Origin of the sequence: Paenibacillus sp. FSL H8-0315 (assembly GCF_038005365.1) — a bacterium.
Classification (GTDB): domain Bacteria; phylum Bacillota; class Bacilli; order Paenibacillales; family Paenibacillaceae; genus Paenibacillus_AQ; species Paenibacillus_AQ odorifer.
In genome coordinates this window covers 3,257,711-3,277,218 of record NZ_JBBOTA010000001.1, presented here as the reverse complement: position 1 = coordinate 3,277,218, position 19,508 = coordinate 3,257,711, and the positions used below count along the sequence as shown (strand labels likewise).

Sequence of the window (19,508 nt, the reverse complement as noted above, 5' to 3'; positions counted from 1 at the left end):
TTTATGTGACATTTATCACAAAAAGAAGTTTAAATTTTTGACAGAATATAATTAACGAAAAGGGGAGAAGGAAGGGACAAATATGGATACAGTAATGCTGTCGCGTGTACAATTTGCGTCGACGACAATATTCCACTATTTCTTTGTACCGGTATCAATCGGACTAGCGCTCTTGATTGCAATCATGGAGACAATGTACGTTAGAAAAGGTAATGAAGAGTACAAAAAAATGGCGCAGTTCTGGGGAAAGCTATTCCTCATCAATTTTGCAGTAGGGGTAGTTACAGGAATCTTGCAGGAATTTCAGTTCGGGATGAACTGGTCCGATTATTCACGTTTTGTGGGTGATGTATTCGGGGCTCCGCTTGCAGTTGAGGCATTGGCAGCCTTTTTTCTGGAGTCTACTTTTATTGGGATATGGATATTCGGCTGGGATAAGGTGTCCAAGCGAGTACATTTACTGTCCATCTGGCTGGTAGCATTCGGTACGATGTTATCTGCATTCTGGATTCTAGCGGCTAACTCTTTTATGCAGCATCCTGTGGGTTTTGAGATAAATAATGGACGTGCAGAAATGAATGATTTCTTCGCGCTTATTACGAACGGACAATTGCTGGTTGAATTCCCACATACAGTACTGGCTGCTTATGCAACAGGTGCTTTTCTTGTAACTGGTATTAGTGCTTATAAAATATTGAAGAAACAAGAGGTTTCTTTCTTTAAGAAGTCTTTTCAGATTGCAGCCATCGTAGGGATTATTTCTTCTATTGGTGTAGCTGTTGCTGGTCACGCCCAAGCGCAATATTTGGTTGAAACTCAACCAATGAAAATGGCAGCTTCCGAAGGACTGTGGGGTAAGAGTGGTGACCCGGCACCTTGGACCGTATGGGCAAACATTGATCCAAAGAATCAAATTAGTAGTGGAGAATTTCAAATTCCTTATATGCTGAGTTTCCTTTCATACAGTAAATTTTCCGGTGAAGTTAAAGGTATGCTTGAGCTGCAAGCGGAGTATGAGCAAACCTATGGCCCCGGTGACTATATTCCACCTGTACGTACGACATTCTGGAGTTTCCGGATCATGGTTCTAGCAGGAACGTTAATGATTGTATTGGGAATGTACGCTATGTACTTAATGTGGCGCAAAAAAATGGACCGTCCGAACACTTGGTTTATGCGGTTTATGTTATGGGGCTTGTTGCTTCCTCCGATTGCGAATACAGCCGGTTGGGTTATGACCGAATTCGGGCGTCAGCCATGGACGGTATTCGGACTGATGACAACGGAAGACAGTGTGTCGCCTAATATTACAAGTGGTCAAGTTCTGTTCTCCGTGATTTCTTTTACAACGATTTATTTAATTCTAGGATTAGTGTTGGTCGGATTGTTTATTAAAGTGATTAAAAAAGGTCCTTATGCGATGGATAACGATCACGGCGATTCGAATGATCCATATAACGAGGAGGGTTCCCATGATATCTCTTAATGAATTGTGGTTTGTGCTGATTGCAGTTCTGTTTATAGGGTTCTTTTTCCTGGAGGGTTTCGATTTCGGCGTAGGGATGGAAACACAAATTCTCGCTAAAAATGATACAGAGCGCCGTGTTCTGATTAACTCGATCGGACCCTTCTGGGATGGGAATGAGGTATGGCTTATCACAGCTGCGGGTGCAATGTTTGCGGCTTTCCCTGAGTGGTATGCAACGCTGTTTAGTGGATTCTATATTCCTTTTGTATTTGCCTTATTAGCTTTGATAGCGCGTGGTGTCGCTTTTGAATTCAGAGGTAAACGTGATTCATTGGCTTGGAAAAGAACTTGGGATGCTTGTATCTTTATCGGCAGCTTCCTTCCACCATTCCTCTTGGCAGTAGTATTTGCAAGCTTTATCAAAGGATTGCCTATTGATGGGGAGATGCAAATGTATGCAGGGTTCACAGATATCGTGAATGTGTACACTGTAGTAGCAGGGCTTACTGTTGTCCTTCTGTGCCTGGTGCATGGTCTCATGTTCACAACACTGCGTACAGTGGGGGATCTACAGGCTCGCGCTCGCAAGTTGGCTCAAAAATTGCTAATCCCGCTCGCAGTTTTATTTACTGCTTTTGTGATTATGACTTATAATATGACGGATATTTTCGAGCAACGTGGAACGATTCTTATGATTATTGTAGCCCTGGGAGTTATCGCCTTTGTACTGTCCGGTTACTTCATGACGAAGAGGAAGGATGGCTACGCTTTTGGAATGACAGGAGCGGTAATGGCGCTTTCGGTAACTTCTATCTTTGTAGGATTGTTCCCGCGTGTTATGATTAGTTCAATTGATCAAGCTTTTAATTTGACGATCACTAATGCGGCTTCGGGCCATTACTCTTTGAAGGTAATGACGATTGTGGCACTGACTATCCTTCCGTTCGTATTGGGATATCAAATTTGGAGTTACTTTGTCTTTCATAAACGGGTTCACGAGAAGGAGCATCTTGAATACTAATGGATAAAAACTTGCTTGGGTATAAAGGAGTTAAGCCAGTCTTTCTGATTGTAGGCTTCCTTACCCTGGTGCAAAGCTTGTCCATACTTCTGCTGGCTAAATCGCTGGCAGAAGTCATCTCTGCGCTATTTGCGGGAGAACCTCTGAAGGAACAATGGGGCACTGCGCTATTGTTCCTTCTTGCATTTCTTGTGCGCCATGCTTGTGCTATGCTGATGAGCCGTGTCTCTTACCGCTTCGCGGAAGCAACGGGCAGCACTATGCGGAGGGAAATGATGGACAAGCTCTTCCAGCTTGGCCCTAGAATGGTGGGCGGGCGTGGAACCGGGGATCTTGTTACACTGGTGCTGGAAGGGGTAACTAAATTCCGCACGTATCTGGAAGTGATCATTCCTAGAATGGTAGGGATGTCTGTTACACCGATCTTGGTGCTTATTTACGTCTTTACGATGGACACTACGAGCGGGATTATTCTTACGGTAACTATGCCGATTATTATTGTTTTTATGATTTTGATTGGGATGACGGCCCGTAAGCAAATGGATCGGCAATTGAAATCGTATCGCACATTATCTAATCATTTCGTAGACTCATTACGTGGGCTAGAAACATTAAAATTCCTAGGACGCAGCCGTAGTCATAGCGACAGCATTGCTGCTGTCAGCGATCGTTATCGCTCGGCGACCATGCGTACGCTGCGAGTGGCCTTTTTGTCATCGTTCGCCCTGGATTTCTTCACTATGCTGTCAGTAGCTTCTGTAGCGGTAAGTCTTGGTTTGCGGCTTGTAAATGAACAAATGACATTGGTTACGGGCTTAACGATTCTAATCTTGGCTCCGGAATATTTCCTGCCTGTCAGATTGGTAGGTTCAGATTTCCATGCTACTTTGGATGGGAAAGAAGCCGCTGAAGCAATGAAGAGCATTATAGATCAAAATGAGGTGAAGGCTGAAGTAATCGTCCCTAACGGTGATCTATCTGTCGGTTCTGCAGCAAAAACATCGGAACAAATATTCACTTGGCATGAGAATAGCGTGCTCACATTAAATGACGTTAGCGTGAAGTATGAGGAAGCAGGGCTTTCTTCGCTGGAAGCGCTGAACCTGCAATTTAAAGGAGCTAGCAAAATTGGGATTATCGGAGAGAGCGGGGCCGGTAAATCTACTTTAGTGGATATATTAGGGGGCTTCTTACACCCTACTTCAGGAAGTATCACGGTTAACGGTACTACGGTTAGTGCATTAACGGATGAGGCTTGGCGAAAACAGACCTCGTATATCCCGCAGCGTCCGTATATTTTTAGCGGTACGTTAGCTGATAATATACGTTTTTATTACCCTGAGGCTTCTATGGAGGCTGTTGCCGCGGCAGTGAAAGCTACGGGTTTATCGGGTTTGGTGGATACTCTTCCGCATGGCTTAGATGAGATGATTGGTGGCGGCGGCCGTTCGTTCAGCGGTGGCCAGGAGCAACGGGTGGCATTAGCCCGGGCACTGCTTAGCAGCCGTCCGATTATGCTTCTAGACGAGCCAACGGCGCATCTGGATATTGAAACGGAATATGAGCTGAAGGAGACGATGGTGCCCCTTTTTGAAGGAAAGCTGGTCTTTCTGGCTACCCATCGCCTGCACTGGATGCTCGATATGGACATTATTGTAGTAATGAAGCAAGGCCAAGTGGCAGAAATCGGTACCCATCAGGAGTTACTTGCCCGCAAGGGTGCGTATTATGAGTTGATTGGGTCGCAATTGGAGGGAATCCATTGAAACGTGAAGGATGGTTTGCTCCCTATGTATCGTCGTATTTTTGGCGTTTTGTGCTAATTATTGTGCTTGGGGCGTTGACGATTTTTACTGCCTCTTCATTGATGTATACTTCAGGATTTCTGATCTCAAAAGCGTCTACACCAGTCGAAAATATCCTGATGATCTACGTGCCGATTGTCGGTGTACGTACGTTCGGAACAAGCCGGGCAGTCATTCACTACGTGGAACGGCTGATTGGGCATGACACCATTTTACGGATTCTTTCTAAAATGCGTGTGCGCCTGTACAATATTTTGGAGCCACAGGCCTTGTTCCTATCGTCGCGTTTCCGTACTGGGGATATTCTCGGGATGTTAGCTGATGACATCGAATATTTGCAAAATGTATATCTGAGAACCGTATTTCCAAGTGTTATTGCTTTATTAATCTACGGGGTTGCAGTGATTGCGTTGGGCACCTTTGATATCGGTTTTGCGTTATTAATGGCTTTGTATATTTTGGTGTTGGTCGTGGTATTGCCGCTTATATCTTTGTTGTTCACCCAGAAACGTCAACGTGAAGTGAAGGTAGAGCGTAATCGCCTCTATCAAAAGCTGACGGACGCCGTTCTCGGTATGGGCGATTGGGTCATTAGTGGACGGCAAAGCCAGTTCGTGGAGACCTACGAAGCAGATGAGAAAAAAGTGGCCAAAACTGATGCAGCGCTGCGCAGCTGGGCGCGTCTACGTGCGTTTATCGGGCAAGCAGTCGTTGGGGTTGGTGTACTTTCGATGTTATATTGGGCCGCCGGAGAGTATGCGGATGGTGCTATTGCAGGTACTTTGATTGCGGCGTTTGTCTTGGTTGTTTTTCCTGTAGCAGATGCTTTTTTGCCAGTATCCGAAGCAGTGGAGAAAATCCCGCAGTACCGTAACTCGCTGGAGCGGTTGTCTGGAGTGGTCGGAGAAGAGCAGAATATAGTTTCCGAACAGGCATCTGTAGTCGATGTTCTACCTCAGGCCATAAAAAGTGCTCATATCAAGCTCGAAAATGTGGGTTACCGCTATGGATCAGAGGATAATTGGTCGGTTCGTGATCTCAGCCTCGACATCCCACAAGGCAAAAAAATTGCCATCATCGGCCGTAGCGGGGCAGGGAAATCGACGTTGTTAAAGGCTATTCAAGGGGTTATCCAACCTTCTGCAGGTTCGGCTATGATTAATGGAATCGCGGCTGCTGCCTATGGCGATAACATTCCGTCTATTATAGCGGTGCTAAATCAAAGCCCACACTTATTTGATACTACGGTAGCGAACAATATTCGTATGGGTGATCCGAAGGCTTCCGAACAAGCGATTAAAGAAGCTGGCGCATTAGCCAAAATGGATACGCTGATCTCCTCGTTACCAGATGGATACAGTACCTTTGTCCGTGAAGCGGGGCAACGTTTCTCCGGTGGAGAGCGTCAGCGGATAGCGTTAGCTCGTATTTTGCTGCAAAATACACCTGTCGTCATTCTTGACGAACCGACCGTAGGGTTGGACCCAAGCACGGAGCGTGATCTTTTGCAGACGATGTTTGAAGCTATGGACGGTAAATCTCTGATCTGGGTAACGCATCATTTGGTTGGTGCGGAGCAGATGGATGAAGTGATTTTTATGGAAAATGGCTCGGTAGAAATGCGTGGAACCCATGCAGAGCTGATGGAAAAAGAACCACGTTACCGCAGATTGTATGAGCTGGATCGTCCAGTGGAGTTTCTAGGGTAGGATGGAGAGTTTGCAGATAACATTTATAGAAAATAGAGAGATATTAGTGAAGAGATTCCTTTTGCCCGTTTGGGGTGGGAGGAATCTTTTTTTTCGGTAGGGCAAGAATATAGACAATGGATGAACAGATTGCTGGAATGGATAGATAGGAGTTCCATTTTCGTGGGAAGTATGGTAGAACAATAGAAGGAGTATTAGGCCGCAGCGGCACAGAAAGGGATGCTTGGTTGAATGTATGTAGTATGTAAAGAACATGTAGAGTTAGCCATCGACAAATTTGTGGACGAGTATGAGGATGCACCTGATATTGTGGACTTGAAGGAGACCGAGTTCTCGGACTGGGACCCGCCGGCCAAATGTGCGGAATGTGAGAAGAATGCGGAATATTTAGTGGTCTAAAGGACTGTTAAAATTTATTAAAAACACCTTGCAGTCCCGGAAATGGGCCGCAGGGTGTTTTTTTGCATGAAATAATATATGTGTTAGCCGATTAGGTCTTATGCATCTGCTGCATCTACTATGTCGGTCAGCGAGCTACTTCGGTTGCCTCGGCGGTAGAGAATAGCTGAGATGATGGCGATCAATGCTGCAATAGAGAGTCCCCAGTAGATATTGGAGTAGGCTGCAGAAAGCGGCAGTCCGCGCTGCCATTCCAGAGCGCTTGCGGCCATAGCTACGCTGAAGGCGCCGCTAAAGAATTGCAGCAGCTGGAACAGGCCCATCCCAGAGCCGATTTGCGAGGAAGGCAGAATCCGAGAGATTTCATTGGATACACTACTGGACAGTGTCGTGAAGGCCAGACTCATAATCATATAGATGAACATGACGGCAATCCATGACCGCCCAGCAAAGAAAGCGAATAGGATGGTAGCGGTCAATACGAGCAATGGTGCAAAACGTAAAATCCCCGCATTGCCATAACGGTCAATGATTCGTCCCACGGAGCGGGAGACAAAGATGGCGAGCAGCGAACCCGGAAAGATCACAAGCCCGGCATGGCTTGCGCTGAAGCCGAAACGGTGAGTCAAAATCTGCGGCAGCAGGAATAACGTGGCAAAGCTGCACAGGTAGGAGGCAACTCCGATCAGAGCCAACACGAGATATGAGCGGTTACGGAAAAGCTCCGGCATCACGAATGGATCAGGTGTGCTGCGGATACGGCCAACAAATAAAGCAATGGCGACAATTCCGGCGATCAAGGCAATCCACAGCCCGCTGGTCAGGAACAGCAGCAGCCCGGTCGTGCCGACGCCCAAGAACAGCCCGCCAAGCACATCAAAGGAGCCACGGGTGGGTACTTCTTTGGGCAGCAGAATAAGGAACAGCGGCACTAGAAGCAGAATAGCTGCCGTTACAGAGAATAACCAAATCCAACCGAGATATTCGACGATGGCTCCGCCCGCGACCGGCCCAAGCCCTAGACCCAGCGAGACGGCTGACATAATTGTCGCCATTGCTTTGCCGCGGCGGGCTTGCGGGATATAGCGGGTAAACAGGACAAGAGATAAGGACATTACCGCGCCCGCGCCCGAGGCCTGGAGAATGCGAACGATAAGCAGGAAGATAAAGTTGGTGCTGAAAAAGCCGGCAACAGCCGCGAGGCCCAGCGTCAACAAGCCTATAACCAACAGACGGCGAATCGGCAGAAAATCAGAAAGCCGGCTGTACGTGATTGAGGTAATCGAGAACATAATGGAATACCCGGTGACAATCCAAGAAGCGGACGCAGCCGTAATCCCAAAGGCTTCGGTCACATCAGGCAGCGCCAGATTGAACATAGCCGTATTCATGATGACGAGAACCACAGCGACACTGAACAGCAGGGTCAGCAGGCCTTCTCGTGGAAGAGGCGCTTCCGGAACGGAGGCTTCATGATCCGCATTCGCGGAGAGGTTATTTACAGAAGTCATGTGCGAAGCACTCCTTTTATTATTGTTTAATAGTTCGATTACTTACGAACAATTGAAATATAGCATGCGTTGATATAAAATGCAATTAGGAACACCAATATTTTTTTCGCATTCATCGTACGACAAAAGGGGATAATCATCCGTGAAAATACTATTTCATCCGGACCGCAAGGACATTCAGCTTGCCTCCGTATTGTATGCACTCAGCGATCCGATTCGCTTACATATCGTATCGGATATTCACTTAAATGGAGAACAGGCTTGCAACTGCTTCAACGTCCCTATCGCAAAATCCACCATGTCTCACCATGCCCGTACTTTGCGCGAGTCAGGGGTTGTTTTTACACGAGTTCAAGGAACACAGCGCATGTTGTCCCTGCGGACTGAGGATCTTAATGCACGTTTCCCAGGCTTGCTGGACTCTATATTGAGTGCTTATGAAGCTGGGGAGAAACCGGATTTTGTGATGGAGGAGCAGGGGGAGAGTAAGTAGAAGTAGATTGAACCTGCTGAGGACGGGGAATACATGAAATTCTAGATTCAGGCAATCTAGGAATACGTGGGATCAGATCCAGGGATTGCATGAAAAATAGGACATTTAGGGACTGCGCAAGAGTAGGCCGTTTTAATTGTCGTTTCTTTTCCACCAAATATGTGATAGAACAGAAGGTACTTACTAAAACTACAAGGGACGCCCAGTGCGCGTCCTTTTGCTATTTCTATAGAGGATTATGACAGGAGGCACTTATGCTTATTCAAATTATTGGCGTAGGAAAGTTGAAGGAAAAGTACTTGATCGATGGCATCGCGGAGTATGCAAAACGGCTGACACCATACCTGAAGTTTCAGGTCATTGAGGTGGCAGATGAAAAAGCACCCGATTCTCTAAGCGAAGCAGAGGTCGTGCAGGTGAAGGGACGCGAGGGCGAACGCATCCTCGCGCAGATTAAGAGCGAGGCGCATGTCATTGCGCTCGCGATCGAGGGCAAGCTGTGGAGCTCGGAAGAGCTTGCCGCAGAAATTGACCGGCTCGGCACCTACGGGACGAGCCATGTCGTGTTCGTCATCGGAGGGAGCCACGGGCTCTCCGACGAGGTCATGCGCCGCGCGCAGCAGCGCATGAGCTTCGGGCGCATGACGCTGCCTCATCAGCTCATGCGCCTGGTGCTGGTGGAGCAGGTGTATCGCGCGGTGAAGATCAATCGGGGGGAACCGTATCACAAATAGTGGTAAAGCGGAGAACAGAACTCAATATTAGTTTAAATGACTTGAACTGCACAGCATAACGGTTGAAAGCCAATACAATTGAAATAACAAAAATGTAAAAAGAGCCTCCACTTCGATTTTAGTGGAGGCTCTTTTAAGGCTGCTAATCAATGCGCCAGATGCTCGCTCATACTTATGTAAAAATAAATGTTTGCTACTTGGCAATGATAGGCACCCATAATTCCTGCTCAATTTTGGCTCCAGGAGCCAAATAATTCTCTATACATGAGGAGTGAAGAGTTTATGGTTACCTCAGCTGAGAGCGATATTCAGGATATTGTAGGTATGCTTCGTGACGCTAATGATGAGAAGATACGCGTGGCGAAAAATGTACTTAAAGAATTATTATGAGATACGTCCCTCAGAGCAAATGAGGTCATTTAAAACAAGCGCACAAGCCATTGGCTTGTGCGTTTTGCTGCAGCTTAAGTATAGTTCTTATTTTATGATTAATGGTAATAGTCTGAAATTTGATTTTCTAATAATCTTATTAATTTAAACGGGAGCGGCCATGTCGTCATTTATCGGATTTATAGTAGTTATTATCGTATTATCCATCTTAACTGGGATGAAGCAGGGGACTAAGAAGAAGAGATGACGCAGTACGGCAAGCGGAAACCTGCTGTTAAGAAAAGCAATAACAAAAGCGTGAAAACGACCTTTAACCGTTCTTCAATACCATGCAGTCCTGACGATGTACTTTTAAGAACACCTTTGGACAAACTAGCATTGCCGTTATTTATGGATCATAAGGAGGAAGAAATGACTGAATTACTAGCTCCAGCAGGAAATATGGAAGCTTTAAAAGCTGCAATTTCTAATGGTTGTGATGCCATATACTTAGGAATGCAAAAATTTGGTGCGCGTGCATACTCATCTAATTTTGATCTAGAATCGTTACAAGAGGCGGTTACGTATGCGCACCTGAGGGACGTTAAACTCTATGTTACAATGAATACCATCGTTTTTGAAAACGAAGTTGAAGAGATGAAAGAGCAGATCCACGAATTAAATAAAATCGGTGTGGATGGCATTATCGTCCAGGATCTGACTGCGTTCGATTATATCGTTAAAAACTTTCTTGATATGGAAGCACATTGTTCAACTCAAATGGGAATAGACGATTTAGACGGAACTTTATTATTAAAAGAACTTGGTGCCAAAAGAGTTGTTCTGTCCCGTGAGGTTGAGATTGAAAAAGTAAAAGAGATCAAAAGAAAAGCTGAGATACCTTTAGAAATTTTCGTTCACGGTGCTTTATGTGTATCTTACTCGGGAAACTGTCTAATGTCAGGATTAATGGGTAATCGAAGCGCAAATCGCGGAAGATGTGTGGGTTCATGCCGTAAGGAGTATGAACTCATGGATAAGACAACAGGTACATCTTTAGGGAAAAACCATATTCTATCTACCAAGGACTTAAACACAATCGACTATATCGAGGATTTAAAAGAAATCGATTCTTTAAAAATAGAAGGCCGAATGAAAGTGCCTACGTATGTTGCTAATGTTGTATCCAAATATCGCAAGGCCTTAGATCATAAAATAACCGAAGAAGACAAAGAAAATCTGAAAAAAACATTCAATCGAACATTTACTAAAGGATATTTGTTTCACGAAGATAGGAGAAATATTACAAACATTTTAAGACCTAATCACTTTGGTTATGAAATTGGAACAATCAGCAAGATTGTTAAAGATAGGTATGAAATAACACTTACACGACCTTTAAATCAGAACGATACCATTCGAATCAGTCACAACAATGAAGATGTTAATTTAACGGTTGCAAAACTGTACGATAAAGAGGGCGAATTAATCAACAAAGCAGAGGATGTCTGCTATATCAAAATCAAAGAAAAGATGTCTACGGGAGATTTAGTATATAAAACGAAGGATTATTTCTATAACAAAGAATTAGAATTATCACTGGAAAAAGAATTTAAGCGGTTTAACCTCGATATTAGAGTATATGCACGTCCAGATTCAAAGCTTGTCATAGATGCGGAGGGCTTAGGCTGTCATTATTCATATGAAAGCGAGGAAATACTAGGCGAAGCCATTAATAATCCAACAACAAAAGACCAGGTAATCAAGCAATTTTCAAGATTAAATGATACGATATTCGAACTTAATCATGTGGATTTTGAGGAATGCAATGCTTTTATTCCAGCTAAACTGTTAAATGCAGCAAGAAGAGATATTGTACTGGGCTTATATGACTTAAAGCTTAACAGCCAGCAGAAAAGAACCAAGGCTTTGGAAGCAAAAGAAAAAATAAGCTTTGCCCCTGAAAAACCATACTTTACGGCCTCTGTAACGACTAAGGAGCAGTATGATGCTTGCGTGAGCTGTGGAATTAAGGAAATCTATTATGAAAATGTTGTTAGAAGAAATCAGAATCGTTATAAGGAAAAAGAAGGGCAGCTACTAATCGGAGGATATGGCGGAATTTATCACTACAGAGAAACGAATCCGTTTGTTACGGACTATTCTCTAAATGTTGTTAATGCTACTAGTTGCTATGAATTATATAAATTAGGTGCAAAACGAGTCACTTTATCTTATGAATTGAATAAGAGCCAAATTGAAGATTTAAGGAATGCCTATTATGAAGAAAATGACGGCTATCCTGCACTGGAAATGATTGTATATGGCAAGGTTCCTTTGATGTTTACAAAATATTGTCCGATGAAAAAAATGAATCAATGCAGAATTTGCAAAACGAAGAGCTATGAGTTAAAAGATGAGCACGGAACGTTCCCTATCATTTCCCATAATGATTGTACAACGACTCTCCTTAATGGGAAGACGCTTAATCTGTTGGATGAGCTACCAAACATCAAAGGAATCGAGGCGCTCAGATTAAACTTCACAGTTGAATCCAAAGAGCAGGTTGTGAAAGTCATTAATATGGCGTCAGGCAAATTAAATGGCTCTATGAATAATGCTGTCTTTAATCAGGAAACAGACACAAGAGGACATTTTAATAAAGAGATTGTGTAGTCGTGGAATTCATTAAATGTTCTAAAATCTTGGGGAATACTATAAGTAAATCCGAGACAGGTGCAATTCAATCCAATCCTAAGGATGAACTTCAGATGAAAATATTATTAGTTGAAGATGATAAGACGATCGCGTCGGGACTGGAATATTCGCTGCAGCAAGAGGGTTATTGGACTGTTCTCTGCCATAATGTCGCTTCAGCCCGAAAGGTGCTCGCCGAAGACATCGATCAGTTCACTATTACGAGCTAGAGAAGCTGTCCATCTATTTACGGGAGATTAGCAGCGGCCAGGCCTCCCTTGACCCTCGCGATAATCAAGAAGGTGAGCTTAGCATCTTAAAGAATGATATTTACAAGGTGACACGCATGCTCTCCGAGCATCGTTCTCTATTGCAGCAGGATAAGCTTCAACTGACCGATGCCATCTCCGATATTTCACATCAACTCAAAACACCGATCACCTCTATGACAGTCATGGCAGATCTGTTAAGCGCCCCTGATCTGCCTCCACTCAAAAGAACGGAGTTCACTCATCATATTCACATTCAACTTGAACGGATCGATTGGCTTGTTTCATCTTTATTAAAGCTAGCGAAAATGGATGGGGGACTATCCCGTTCAAAAAAGATCGAATACACATGAAAACCCTAATCCTAAATGCACTGGAGCCGGTTATGATTCCGATGGATATTAAGGGACAGACCGTTTCCATCACAGGGGATGACAACGTCTCTTTTGACGGCGATTTCCATTGGACTGCTGAAGCGGTTATCAATATTTTGAAGATTGGAGTGGAGCATACACCTGAGGGCGGTGCGATTACCATCACATTTTCCGACAACGTGCTATTTACGGAAATCGTTATTGCTGACAACGGAGAGGGCATTCCGAAAGAGGATTTGCCTTATATATTCAAACGTTTTTATAAAGGAAAGAATGCTAATGAAGGAACCATCGGTATAGGGCTTGCGATGGCTCACAGCATCATTGCAAGCCAGAACGGCGTGATTGATGTAACGAGCGACAGCGGGACTGGTACAGAGTTTCGGATCAAATTTTATAAGCATGTGATTTAACAGCACTCCATAAGTGACTAAACTGTCACCTCCAATGTCACTGTAAAGTCATTTTGGACAGATAAAATGATATTCATCAGATGAACGATGGAGGTACAACCATGCAAATGAAGCAGCATCGCAAGATTACTTTTTTTATCACGATAGGCTACACCCTGATTATTCTTTATTTTATGTTTTTTGCTTTCGGCAGAGTGGATAAGGTAGATCTAACCAGTCAGTACACCTTTATTTTTTTGCCGGACGATTTTTTTAGGGTGCCGGGTCTTTCCGATCTTCTACATCCGACACTGATGGACTTGGTGGGTATTGGAAACATTGCAGCCTTCATACCTTTTGGCATACTGTTTCCGTTGTTATACCGCACCAGCTTTGTTCGCTTCATGACAGGGTTTATCCTGTCCATTCTTGTGGTGGAGACCATCCAGGCACTAACATTCCTCGGCAGCTTTGACACGAACGACGTCATAAAGAACTCATTGGGCGCTGCTATTGGATTCGGGGCCTACAAGATTGGCTTCCGTACAAAAAACTACTGGAGAAATATCACTGCTACGGGAATTGCCAGTGCTGTCTTAATGCTCGGCGTGTGGGGGGTCTTAGGAGTAGTTGATCAAGTGTTCACCAAAGAGTTGGCCCCTTTTGTAGCGATAAACGAATGGGAAGATAGTACCGGAAATCGATTAACGGGAACCAAACAGGACAGTCTTAAGATTGGCGGTCAAGACGTGACACCCCAATATAATGTGTATGGCATCGAAGGTAAAAAGAAGGAAACATATACGTATTCGCTAGGCAATAAGGGAGATCTGTATCTTAGCTTGAATTATGGAATTCCTGATCATAAGGATTTTCAGGGCAGCATTAAGGTTACCGTTGACGGGCATGAGCTCCTGTCTGTATCTGCAGAAGATCAGCTCCATGAGCCGGATATGAGGATCCTTTATCTCACCGGGGCTAATGAGCTTAAGATAACCATTGAGGGGAATGAAACCCTTTGGGATGTTGGATATAGAGAGATGGTATATACCTGGAATTGAGCATCTAGGGAAGGAGGGATGGCAATGGAGATTTTAACAATTGAAAATTTGTCCGAAATATACGGCACAGGCGAATCGGCGGTGAAGGCGCTTGATGATGTTTCCTTTTCGGTCCAAAAAGGTGAATTCGTCGCAATTATCGGACCTTCCGGATCGGGGAAATCGACACTCCTTCATATGCTGGGCGGTGTGGATCGACCGACTGGCGGGAAAGTGTATGTTCAGGATACGGATATGTATACCTTGGACGAAACGCAGCTGGCCATCTTCAGACGCAGGCAAATCGGGCTGATCTACCAGTTTTTCAATCTGATTCCCGTCCTGACGGTGGAAGAGAATATTACGCTGCCGCTCTTGCTGGATCAACAAAAGGTAGATCAAAAGCAATTGGCTGATCTTGTGAATACGTTGAATTTGCAGCATCGATTAAACCATCTGCCGAATCAGCTATCCGGTGGACAGCAGCAGCGTGTCTCGATTGGCAGGGCGATCATCGGCAATCCTGCGATCATGCTGGCCGACGAACCCACCGGGAATCTGGACAGCAGGAATAGCAGCGAGATCGTCGTTTTATTGAAAATACTGAATAAGACCTATCATCAGACACTGATCGTAATCACGCATGACGAACGGATCGCCCTGCAAGCCGACAGAATCATTTCGATTGAAGATGGGAGGATTGCCAAAAACGAGGTGATAAGGCGATGAATATTGTCAATACATTAACCATCCGGCATCTGAAGCAGAACAAGAGACGAACACTTGTGACTATTTTTGGCGTAATTATTTCGGTATCCATGATGACCGCTGTCATTACGCTTGTTTTTTCCTTTGCGGATTTAATGATCAGACAAACTATCACAGATACAGGGGAGTGGCATATTCAGTATCAAGATATAACCAAGAAACAGCTTGCGGCGATACAGGGCGATGATGCAACCAAAACGGTTGCAATCACAAGAGACCTTGGGTATGCCCCATTAGAAGGGGGACAAAATTCCAATAAGCCGTACTTGTTCATTAAGGAATATGATGTGCAAGGGTTCACACAATTTCAGATTGAAATAAGCAAGGGACGTCTTCCGCACACGGACAAGGAGGTTGTGATCTCCGAGTCTGTTGCAACAAATGGCAAAGTGAAGTACGAAATCGGCGACCGTCTAACGCTTCGCGTCGGCGACCGATTCGAACAAGGGGGCGATCATCCCCTGGATCAGACGGAACCGCTGCGCAGGAAAGACGGCACATTGACCGAGACATTACAGCATAGCATAATTAGGGATTATACGGTGGTAGGCTTCATTAAACGTCCGGTGTCGGAAACGGCTTGGGCCCCGGCTTATACGATCATTAGCTATGTCGATGATCATATCATCGGGGGGGATGATCGGGTCGATGCGTCGGTGGTCTTGCAGCGGGTCAATCCGTTCTTGTTCGCACATGCGGAGAAGCTGGCTGAGAAAAACCAAATTGACACTGTCCAATATAATAACGATTTGCTTCGTTATTATGGCTTGTCCAGCAGCGGGGCCTCATCCAGCATGATGTTCTCATTATCGGCAGTCATTATAGGGACTATTATAATTGGCTCGGTTGGACTCATCTATAACGCTTTTGCGATATCCGTCTCGGAACGTTCCCGCCATTTAGGGATGCTCGCTAGCGTGGGGGCGACGAAAAGGCAGAAGCGAAATTCCGTATTTTTTGAAGGTATCGTCATTGGTTTGATCAGCATTCCCATTGGCATCTTATGCGGTCTTGCCGGAATCGGAATCGCCTTTTTGTTCATGAACACAATGATTGAAGGGGCCTTATGGACTAGTGAAAAGCTGAGGCTTATCGTCACGCCGTTATTGCTCTTGATTACTTGTCTTGTTTCGATGCTGACGATTTTCGTTTCGGCGTATCTCCCGGCGGTTAAAGCATCTAGGGTATCTCCCGTGGACGCGATTCGCCAAACCACTGACGTAAAGCTTACGGCCAAAGCAGTGAAGACGTCGAAGATCATTCGTAAGCTCTTCGGAATCGAAGCAGAAATCGGGCTGAAAAACTTAAAAAGGAACAAACGAAGACATCATGTTATTCTTTTTTCGCTTGTCATCAGCATCGTTTTGTTTTTGACGATATCGTTTTTCACGACTGGCCTGACACAATCTCTGGCATTGTCGCTGGAAGGCATCAATTACGATATTGAAGTGTCGTCCAGTAATGGCGAAAGACTAGATGACCGGTTGATGCAATCGCTTGTATCTCTGGATGGCGTCACGGAATACAACGTGAGTCATGAGTTAGTCGGGAACGCTTGGGTCGATGCAGCAAGCATCGCCGACGAGTTGCAAGAGAAGGTTAAGCAGGATAAGAGTATGCTGCAAGACGGGAAATACCCTTACGAAATTAAGCTCTATGCAATGAATGATTCGAGCCTGCAAGCTTATGCCAGAGCGGTTGGCGCAGATTACGAACAGCTTACGGATCTGGATCATCCCGCCGCAATCGTGATGGATACGATTCATTACAAAGATATAGATACGGGGAAATATATTCAGACGAAGTCCATATATGCGAATATCGGACAACATATCGAGCTAACGAGTTTTATTAAAGCGAGCGGGGAAGAAACGAAGGCAAATAAAGTGATATTTGCCGCATTGACGGATAAGGCACCGATGGGGATGAGCCCGGTAGGCGTAGGCGGGTTAAATATGATCGTGTCGGAACGCGTCATGAATCGGCTGGCAGACGGCGAGGAGCTGGCTAACGCTTCGATGTACCTCCATTTGAAAAGCACGGAACCGGTGAAAACGCAGCAGGAAATTGAAGCGATGAATGAGACCAATCTGAATGTCTACAATGTATATCAATTCAGAATAAGAGAAGAACAACAGATTCTGCTGATGAACGTCTTTTCTTACGGTTTTATCGTATTAATCTCTGCGATTTCTGTTGCGAACATCTTTAATACGATCTCAACAGGGCTGGCTCTTCGCAAACGGGAATTCGCGATGCTGAAATCCGTAGGCGCGACGCCAAAGGGGTTTGCAAAAATGCTGAACTATGAGAGTGTTTTTTATGGGGTCAAGTCGCTCTTGTATGGGCTTCCTGTCAGTTTCGCCGTGATGTTTCTGATCTATAAAGCATTTGCGAACAAATTCAGCTATGGGTTCACCCTGCCCTGGATGAGCATTCTGTCTGTCATTGTGTGTGTATTTGTCATTGTCAGCTCTGCGGTTGTTTATTCCGGAGCTAAAGTAAAAAAGGAGAATATTATTGATGCATTAAAGCAAGAGAATATATGATTCACGTACTTCACCCAGAGGAGGAGACGTTACCCGACGTCACACACAATCATGCGAGTCGACCGATTGCTCTCCATGCTGCTGATCATCTCCGGTAAAGGTACGGTAACGGGCAAGGAGCTTGCCGAGCATTTCGAGGTATCCTTGCGAATGAAGAATTTACACGGCTTGTTTGGCAGGAACGAAGCTTTTAATGACATCATGTTAAAGGTTGAGCATACCTATAAGCGGGAGTCCGATAAGCACAAGCTGACTCTGGATATGTCCCATTTCAGCATGGAGCAGGAAAATAAAGAATACATTGGGATCATAAGCAAGGCCATCACGGATAACAGGCTGCTGGTGTTCGACTATATCAATAGGGATATGGAAAAGCTGGAGCGAACGGTAGAGCCAAGCTGGATTGACTTTCGCCACGGCCATTGGTATGTGATAGGCTTTTGCCGGGTCAGAGAGGACTACCGCAGATTCAAGCTCGTGCGGATTAGGCAACTGAGACAGGGGCCGCCTTTTGCAAAAAGAGAGCTGCCGGAAGACCAAATCGCCGAGGTTATTAAGCAAAGCTATTCGCAGCGGGACATACAGGTCGTACTCAGATTCACTTCGCGAATTGGGCGTGCAGCTTACCGAGTATTTTGAGAAAGAGAAGATTAGCCGGGGTGAAGATGGCAGTAGGACGCTCCAGCTATATTATGATAGAAATGTGTATAAAGTGAAATTTATCTACATTGATCCATTTACACAAGAAGAAAAGCTAATCAATGAGGAAACCTATCGTTTCGGCGTACAATTCATGATTCCAAGTAAATCTGTCTGGGGATTAGGAGTGACTGGAATTGGATGGAAGGCGTTAGACGGGGCACCGGAAATTGATGAGTATGCTATGAACTTAGTGCCGGCACAAAATGTGACTTATGAGCTTATCTTGCCTGACGAAGGAAGCGGAGAAGGTGGAGAAGGTGGAGAAGGTGAAAATCCGGGATTTCCAGGTTTTCCGGGATTTCCGGGAAGTCAATTCCCAGGCCTTACGGGTTTTATAAAGTTCTAATGTAGCTGTTATCATTTAGTTGGTTCTTATGAAAAGGTTCATCGTGGCTGACTGCTGCGATGAACCTTTTTTGCTGACTGTTCTATCACTCAGACCACTTAATTTGCCGTCTTATTGATAAAATCAATCTCATTTCTGATCCCTTTATGGGCGTCATTCCACAGGCCCTTTGTCAGGCGAATGCGCAGCAGGCATGTGTTAGGATCTTCGTCGTTATTGGCTTCGTTATACCACCCGGCGAATATTGTGCGCAGCTTTGTCATCATCTCCGCGTTTTTCTCGTCACATACCCAGCCCAGGTTTTCACCGATACCATCGGCCGTAAAGTTTTCGACGATGATACAAACAGCGACTTCGGGGTTTTGGGCGATCTGCTGCATCTTGCCTGAGGTCGCGTAAGTAACGGTGTAGAACGCACCGTCCTCATAATAGGCGTCTACAATGCGGGCGGAGGGACGGCTTTTGCCATTAGCCCCCGGTTCCAGTGCGATGGTGGATAGTGAGATCAGGCCGTCCTTGTTACCCGCTTGTTCTTCCAGCAGCTTCATGGCTTCGTCGTACTTGCTCATTATATTACCTCCTAAAGTGTCATAAGGCATACATGATTAAGCTTATCATTGTAAAATCTTAGTGCATGTGAAGAATAATACGATAAAATATTAAATCGCCATCAATCCAAGCTTATACTCGATGGTCTTTTTTTTATGCCATTTAATCTCCAGTCTACAAATATATCTATTTTTTTTATGTAATAGACATTGTAAATTACCCTGGTCCTATTGTAGAATCAAGAAGTTGTCGAATAATGGTGTAAAATGCCATCCTTGGAACTCACTAGGACGACAGACTCATTGATATTTTT

15 protein-coding genes and 2 pseudogenes are annotated in these 19,508 nt (G+C 44.9%); 15 read left to right on the top strand and 2 right to left on the bottom strand.

Annotated features, from left to right (window positions below):
- The first annotated feature begins 82 nt into the window (after positions 1 to 82).
- The 5 genes from MHB56_RS14230 (at position 83) to MHB56_RS14210 (ending at position 6,402) form a co-directional block, all read left to right on the top strand.
- Complete coding sequence (locus MHB56_RS14230) at positions 83 to 1,486, top strand: cytochrome ubiquinol oxidase subunit I (RefSeq protein WP_076124303.1); 1,404 nt, start codon at positions 83 to 85, stop codon at positions 1,484 to 1,486.
- Positions 1,473 to 2,489, top strand: coding sequence for a cytochrome d ubiquinol oxidase subunit II (cydB, locus tag MHB56_RS14225; protein WP_341143695.1), 1,017 nt, complete (start codon positions 1,473 to 1,475; stop codon positions 2,487 to 2,489). Before MHB56_RS14230 ends, cydB begins: the two co-directional genes overlap by 14 nt.
- On the top strand, positions 2,489 to 4,255 hold the full coding sequence (cydD, locus tag MHB56_RS14220) for a thiol reductant ABC exporter subunit CydD (protein ID WP_341143694.1): 1,767 nt from the start codon (positions 2,489 to 2,491) through the stop codon (positions 4,253 to 4,255). The genes cydB and cydD overlap by 1 nt, the downstream gene beginning before the upstream one ends.
- A complete protein-coding gene (cydC, locus tag MHB56_RS14215) occupies positions 4,252 to 6,003 on the top strand; it encodes a thiol reductant ABC exporter subunit CydC (protein ID WP_076301546.1) in 1,752 nt (583 codons plus the stop codon). The genes cydD and cydC overlap by 4 nt, the downstream gene beginning before the upstream one ends.
- A gap of 231 nt (positions 6,004 to 6,234) precedes the next feature.
- Positions 6,235 to 6,402: a CxxH/CxxC protein gene (locus MHB56_RS14210; RefSeq protein ID WP_063829780.1), complete on the top strand. Its 168-nt coding sequence runs from the start codon at positions 6,235 to 6,237 to the stop codon at positions 6,400 to 6,402.
- Between the two features lie 98 nt (positions 6,403 to 6,500).
- On the opposite strand, the gene MHB56_RS14205 is transcribed toward MHB56_RS14210, so the two are convergent.
- Positions 6,501 to 7,913 (bottom strand): MFS transporter, encoded by a 1,413-nt coding sequence (locus MHB56_RS14205; protein WP_339281532.1) that lies wholly within the window; start codon positions 7,911 to 7,913, stop codon positions 6,501 to 6,503.
- A 142-nt stretch (positions 7,914 to 8,055) separates the two neighbouring features.
- Here MHB56_RS14205 and MHB56_RS14200 point away from each other — a divergent pair, with 142 nt between their 5' ends.
- The 10 genes and pseudogenes from MHB56_RS14200 to MHB56_RS14155 all read left to right on the top strand — a co-directional run bounded on the left by MHB56_RS14200 (position 8,056) and on the right by MHB56_RS14155 (position 18,646).
- Positions 8,056 to 8,406, top strand: coding sequence for an ArsR/SmtB family transcription factor (locus MHB56_RS14200; RefSeq protein ID WP_076181727.1), 351 nt, complete (start codon positions 8,056 to 8,058; stop codon positions 8,404 to 8,406).
- Between the two features lie 254 nt (positions 8,407 to 8,660).
- Complete coding sequence (rlmH, locus tag MHB56_RS14195; RefSeq protein ID WP_076303504.1) at positions 8,661 to 9,140, top strand: 23S rRNA (pseudouridine(1915)-N(3))-methyltransferase RlmH; 480 nt, start codon at positions 8,661 to 8,663, stop codon at positions 9,138 to 9,140.
- 633 nt (positions 9,141 to 9,773) lie between these two features.
- On the top strand, positions 9,774 to 12,185 hold the full coding sequence (locus MHB56_RS14190) for a U32 family peptidase (protein WP_256716457.1): 2,412 nt from the start codon (positions 9,774 to 9,776) through the stop codon (positions 12,183 to 12,185).
- Positions 12,186 to 12,280: 95 nt separating this feature from the next.
- Positions 12,281 to 12,427: pseudogene (locus MHB56_RS14185) on the top strand (DNA-binding response regulator); the annotation flags it as partial.
- A pseudogene (locus MHB56_RS14180) lies at positions 12,424 to 13,262 on the top strand (sensor histidine kinase); the annotation flags it as partial. The pseudogenes MHB56_RS14185 and MHB56_RS14180, both read left to right, overlap by 4 nt.
- Before the next feature lie 101 nt (positions 13,263 to 13,363).
- Positions 13,364 to 14,302, top strand: coding sequence for a VanZ family protein (locus tag MHB56_RS14175; protein ID WP_076303505.1), 939 nt, complete (start codon positions 13,364 to 13,366; stop codon positions 14,300 to 14,302).
- 24 nt (positions 14,303 to 14,326) lie between these two features.
- The gene (locus tag MHB56_RS14170) at positions 14,327 to 15,010 is read left to right on the top strand and encodes an ABC transporter ATP-binding protein (protein ID WP_339245554.1); all 684 of its coding nucleotides are present in this window, start codon (positions 14,327 to 14,329) and stop codon (positions 15,008 to 15,010) included.
- Positions 15,007 to 17,598, top strand: coding sequence for an FtsX-like permease family protein (locus MHB56_RS14165; protein WP_076191496.1), 2,592 nt, complete (start codon positions 15,007 to 15,009; stop codon positions 17,596 to 17,598). Before MHB56_RS14170 ends, MHB56_RS14165 begins: the two co-directional genes overlap by 4 nt.
- Before the next feature lie 51 nt (positions 17,599 to 17,649).
- Positions 17,650 to 18,237 carry a helix-turn-helix transcriptional regulator gene (locus MHB56_RS14160; RefSeq protein WP_341143693.1) on the top strand — a complete coding sequence of 196 codons (588 nt, stop codon included), beginning with the start codon at positions 17,650 to 17,652 and terminating at the stop codon, positions 18,235 to 18,237.
- Entirely contained in the window at positions 18,215 to 18,646 is a 432-nt protein-coding gene (locus MHB56_RS14155) for a hypothetical protein (protein WP_341143692.1), read from the top strand. Before MHB56_RS14160 ends, MHB56_RS14155 begins: the two co-directional genes overlap by 23 nt.
- A 98-nt stretch (positions 18,647 to 18,744) precedes the next feature.
- Here the strand turns inward: MHB56_RS14155 and MHB56_RS14150 are convergent, their stop codons facing one another.
- Positions 18,745 to 19,215, bottom strand: coding sequence for a pyridoxamine 5'-phosphate oxidase family protein (locus MHB56_RS14150; RefSeq protein WP_076191502.1), 471 nt, complete (start codon positions 19,213 to 19,215; stop codon positions 18,745 to 18,747).
- Positions 19,216 to 19,508: the final 293 nt, after the last annotated feature.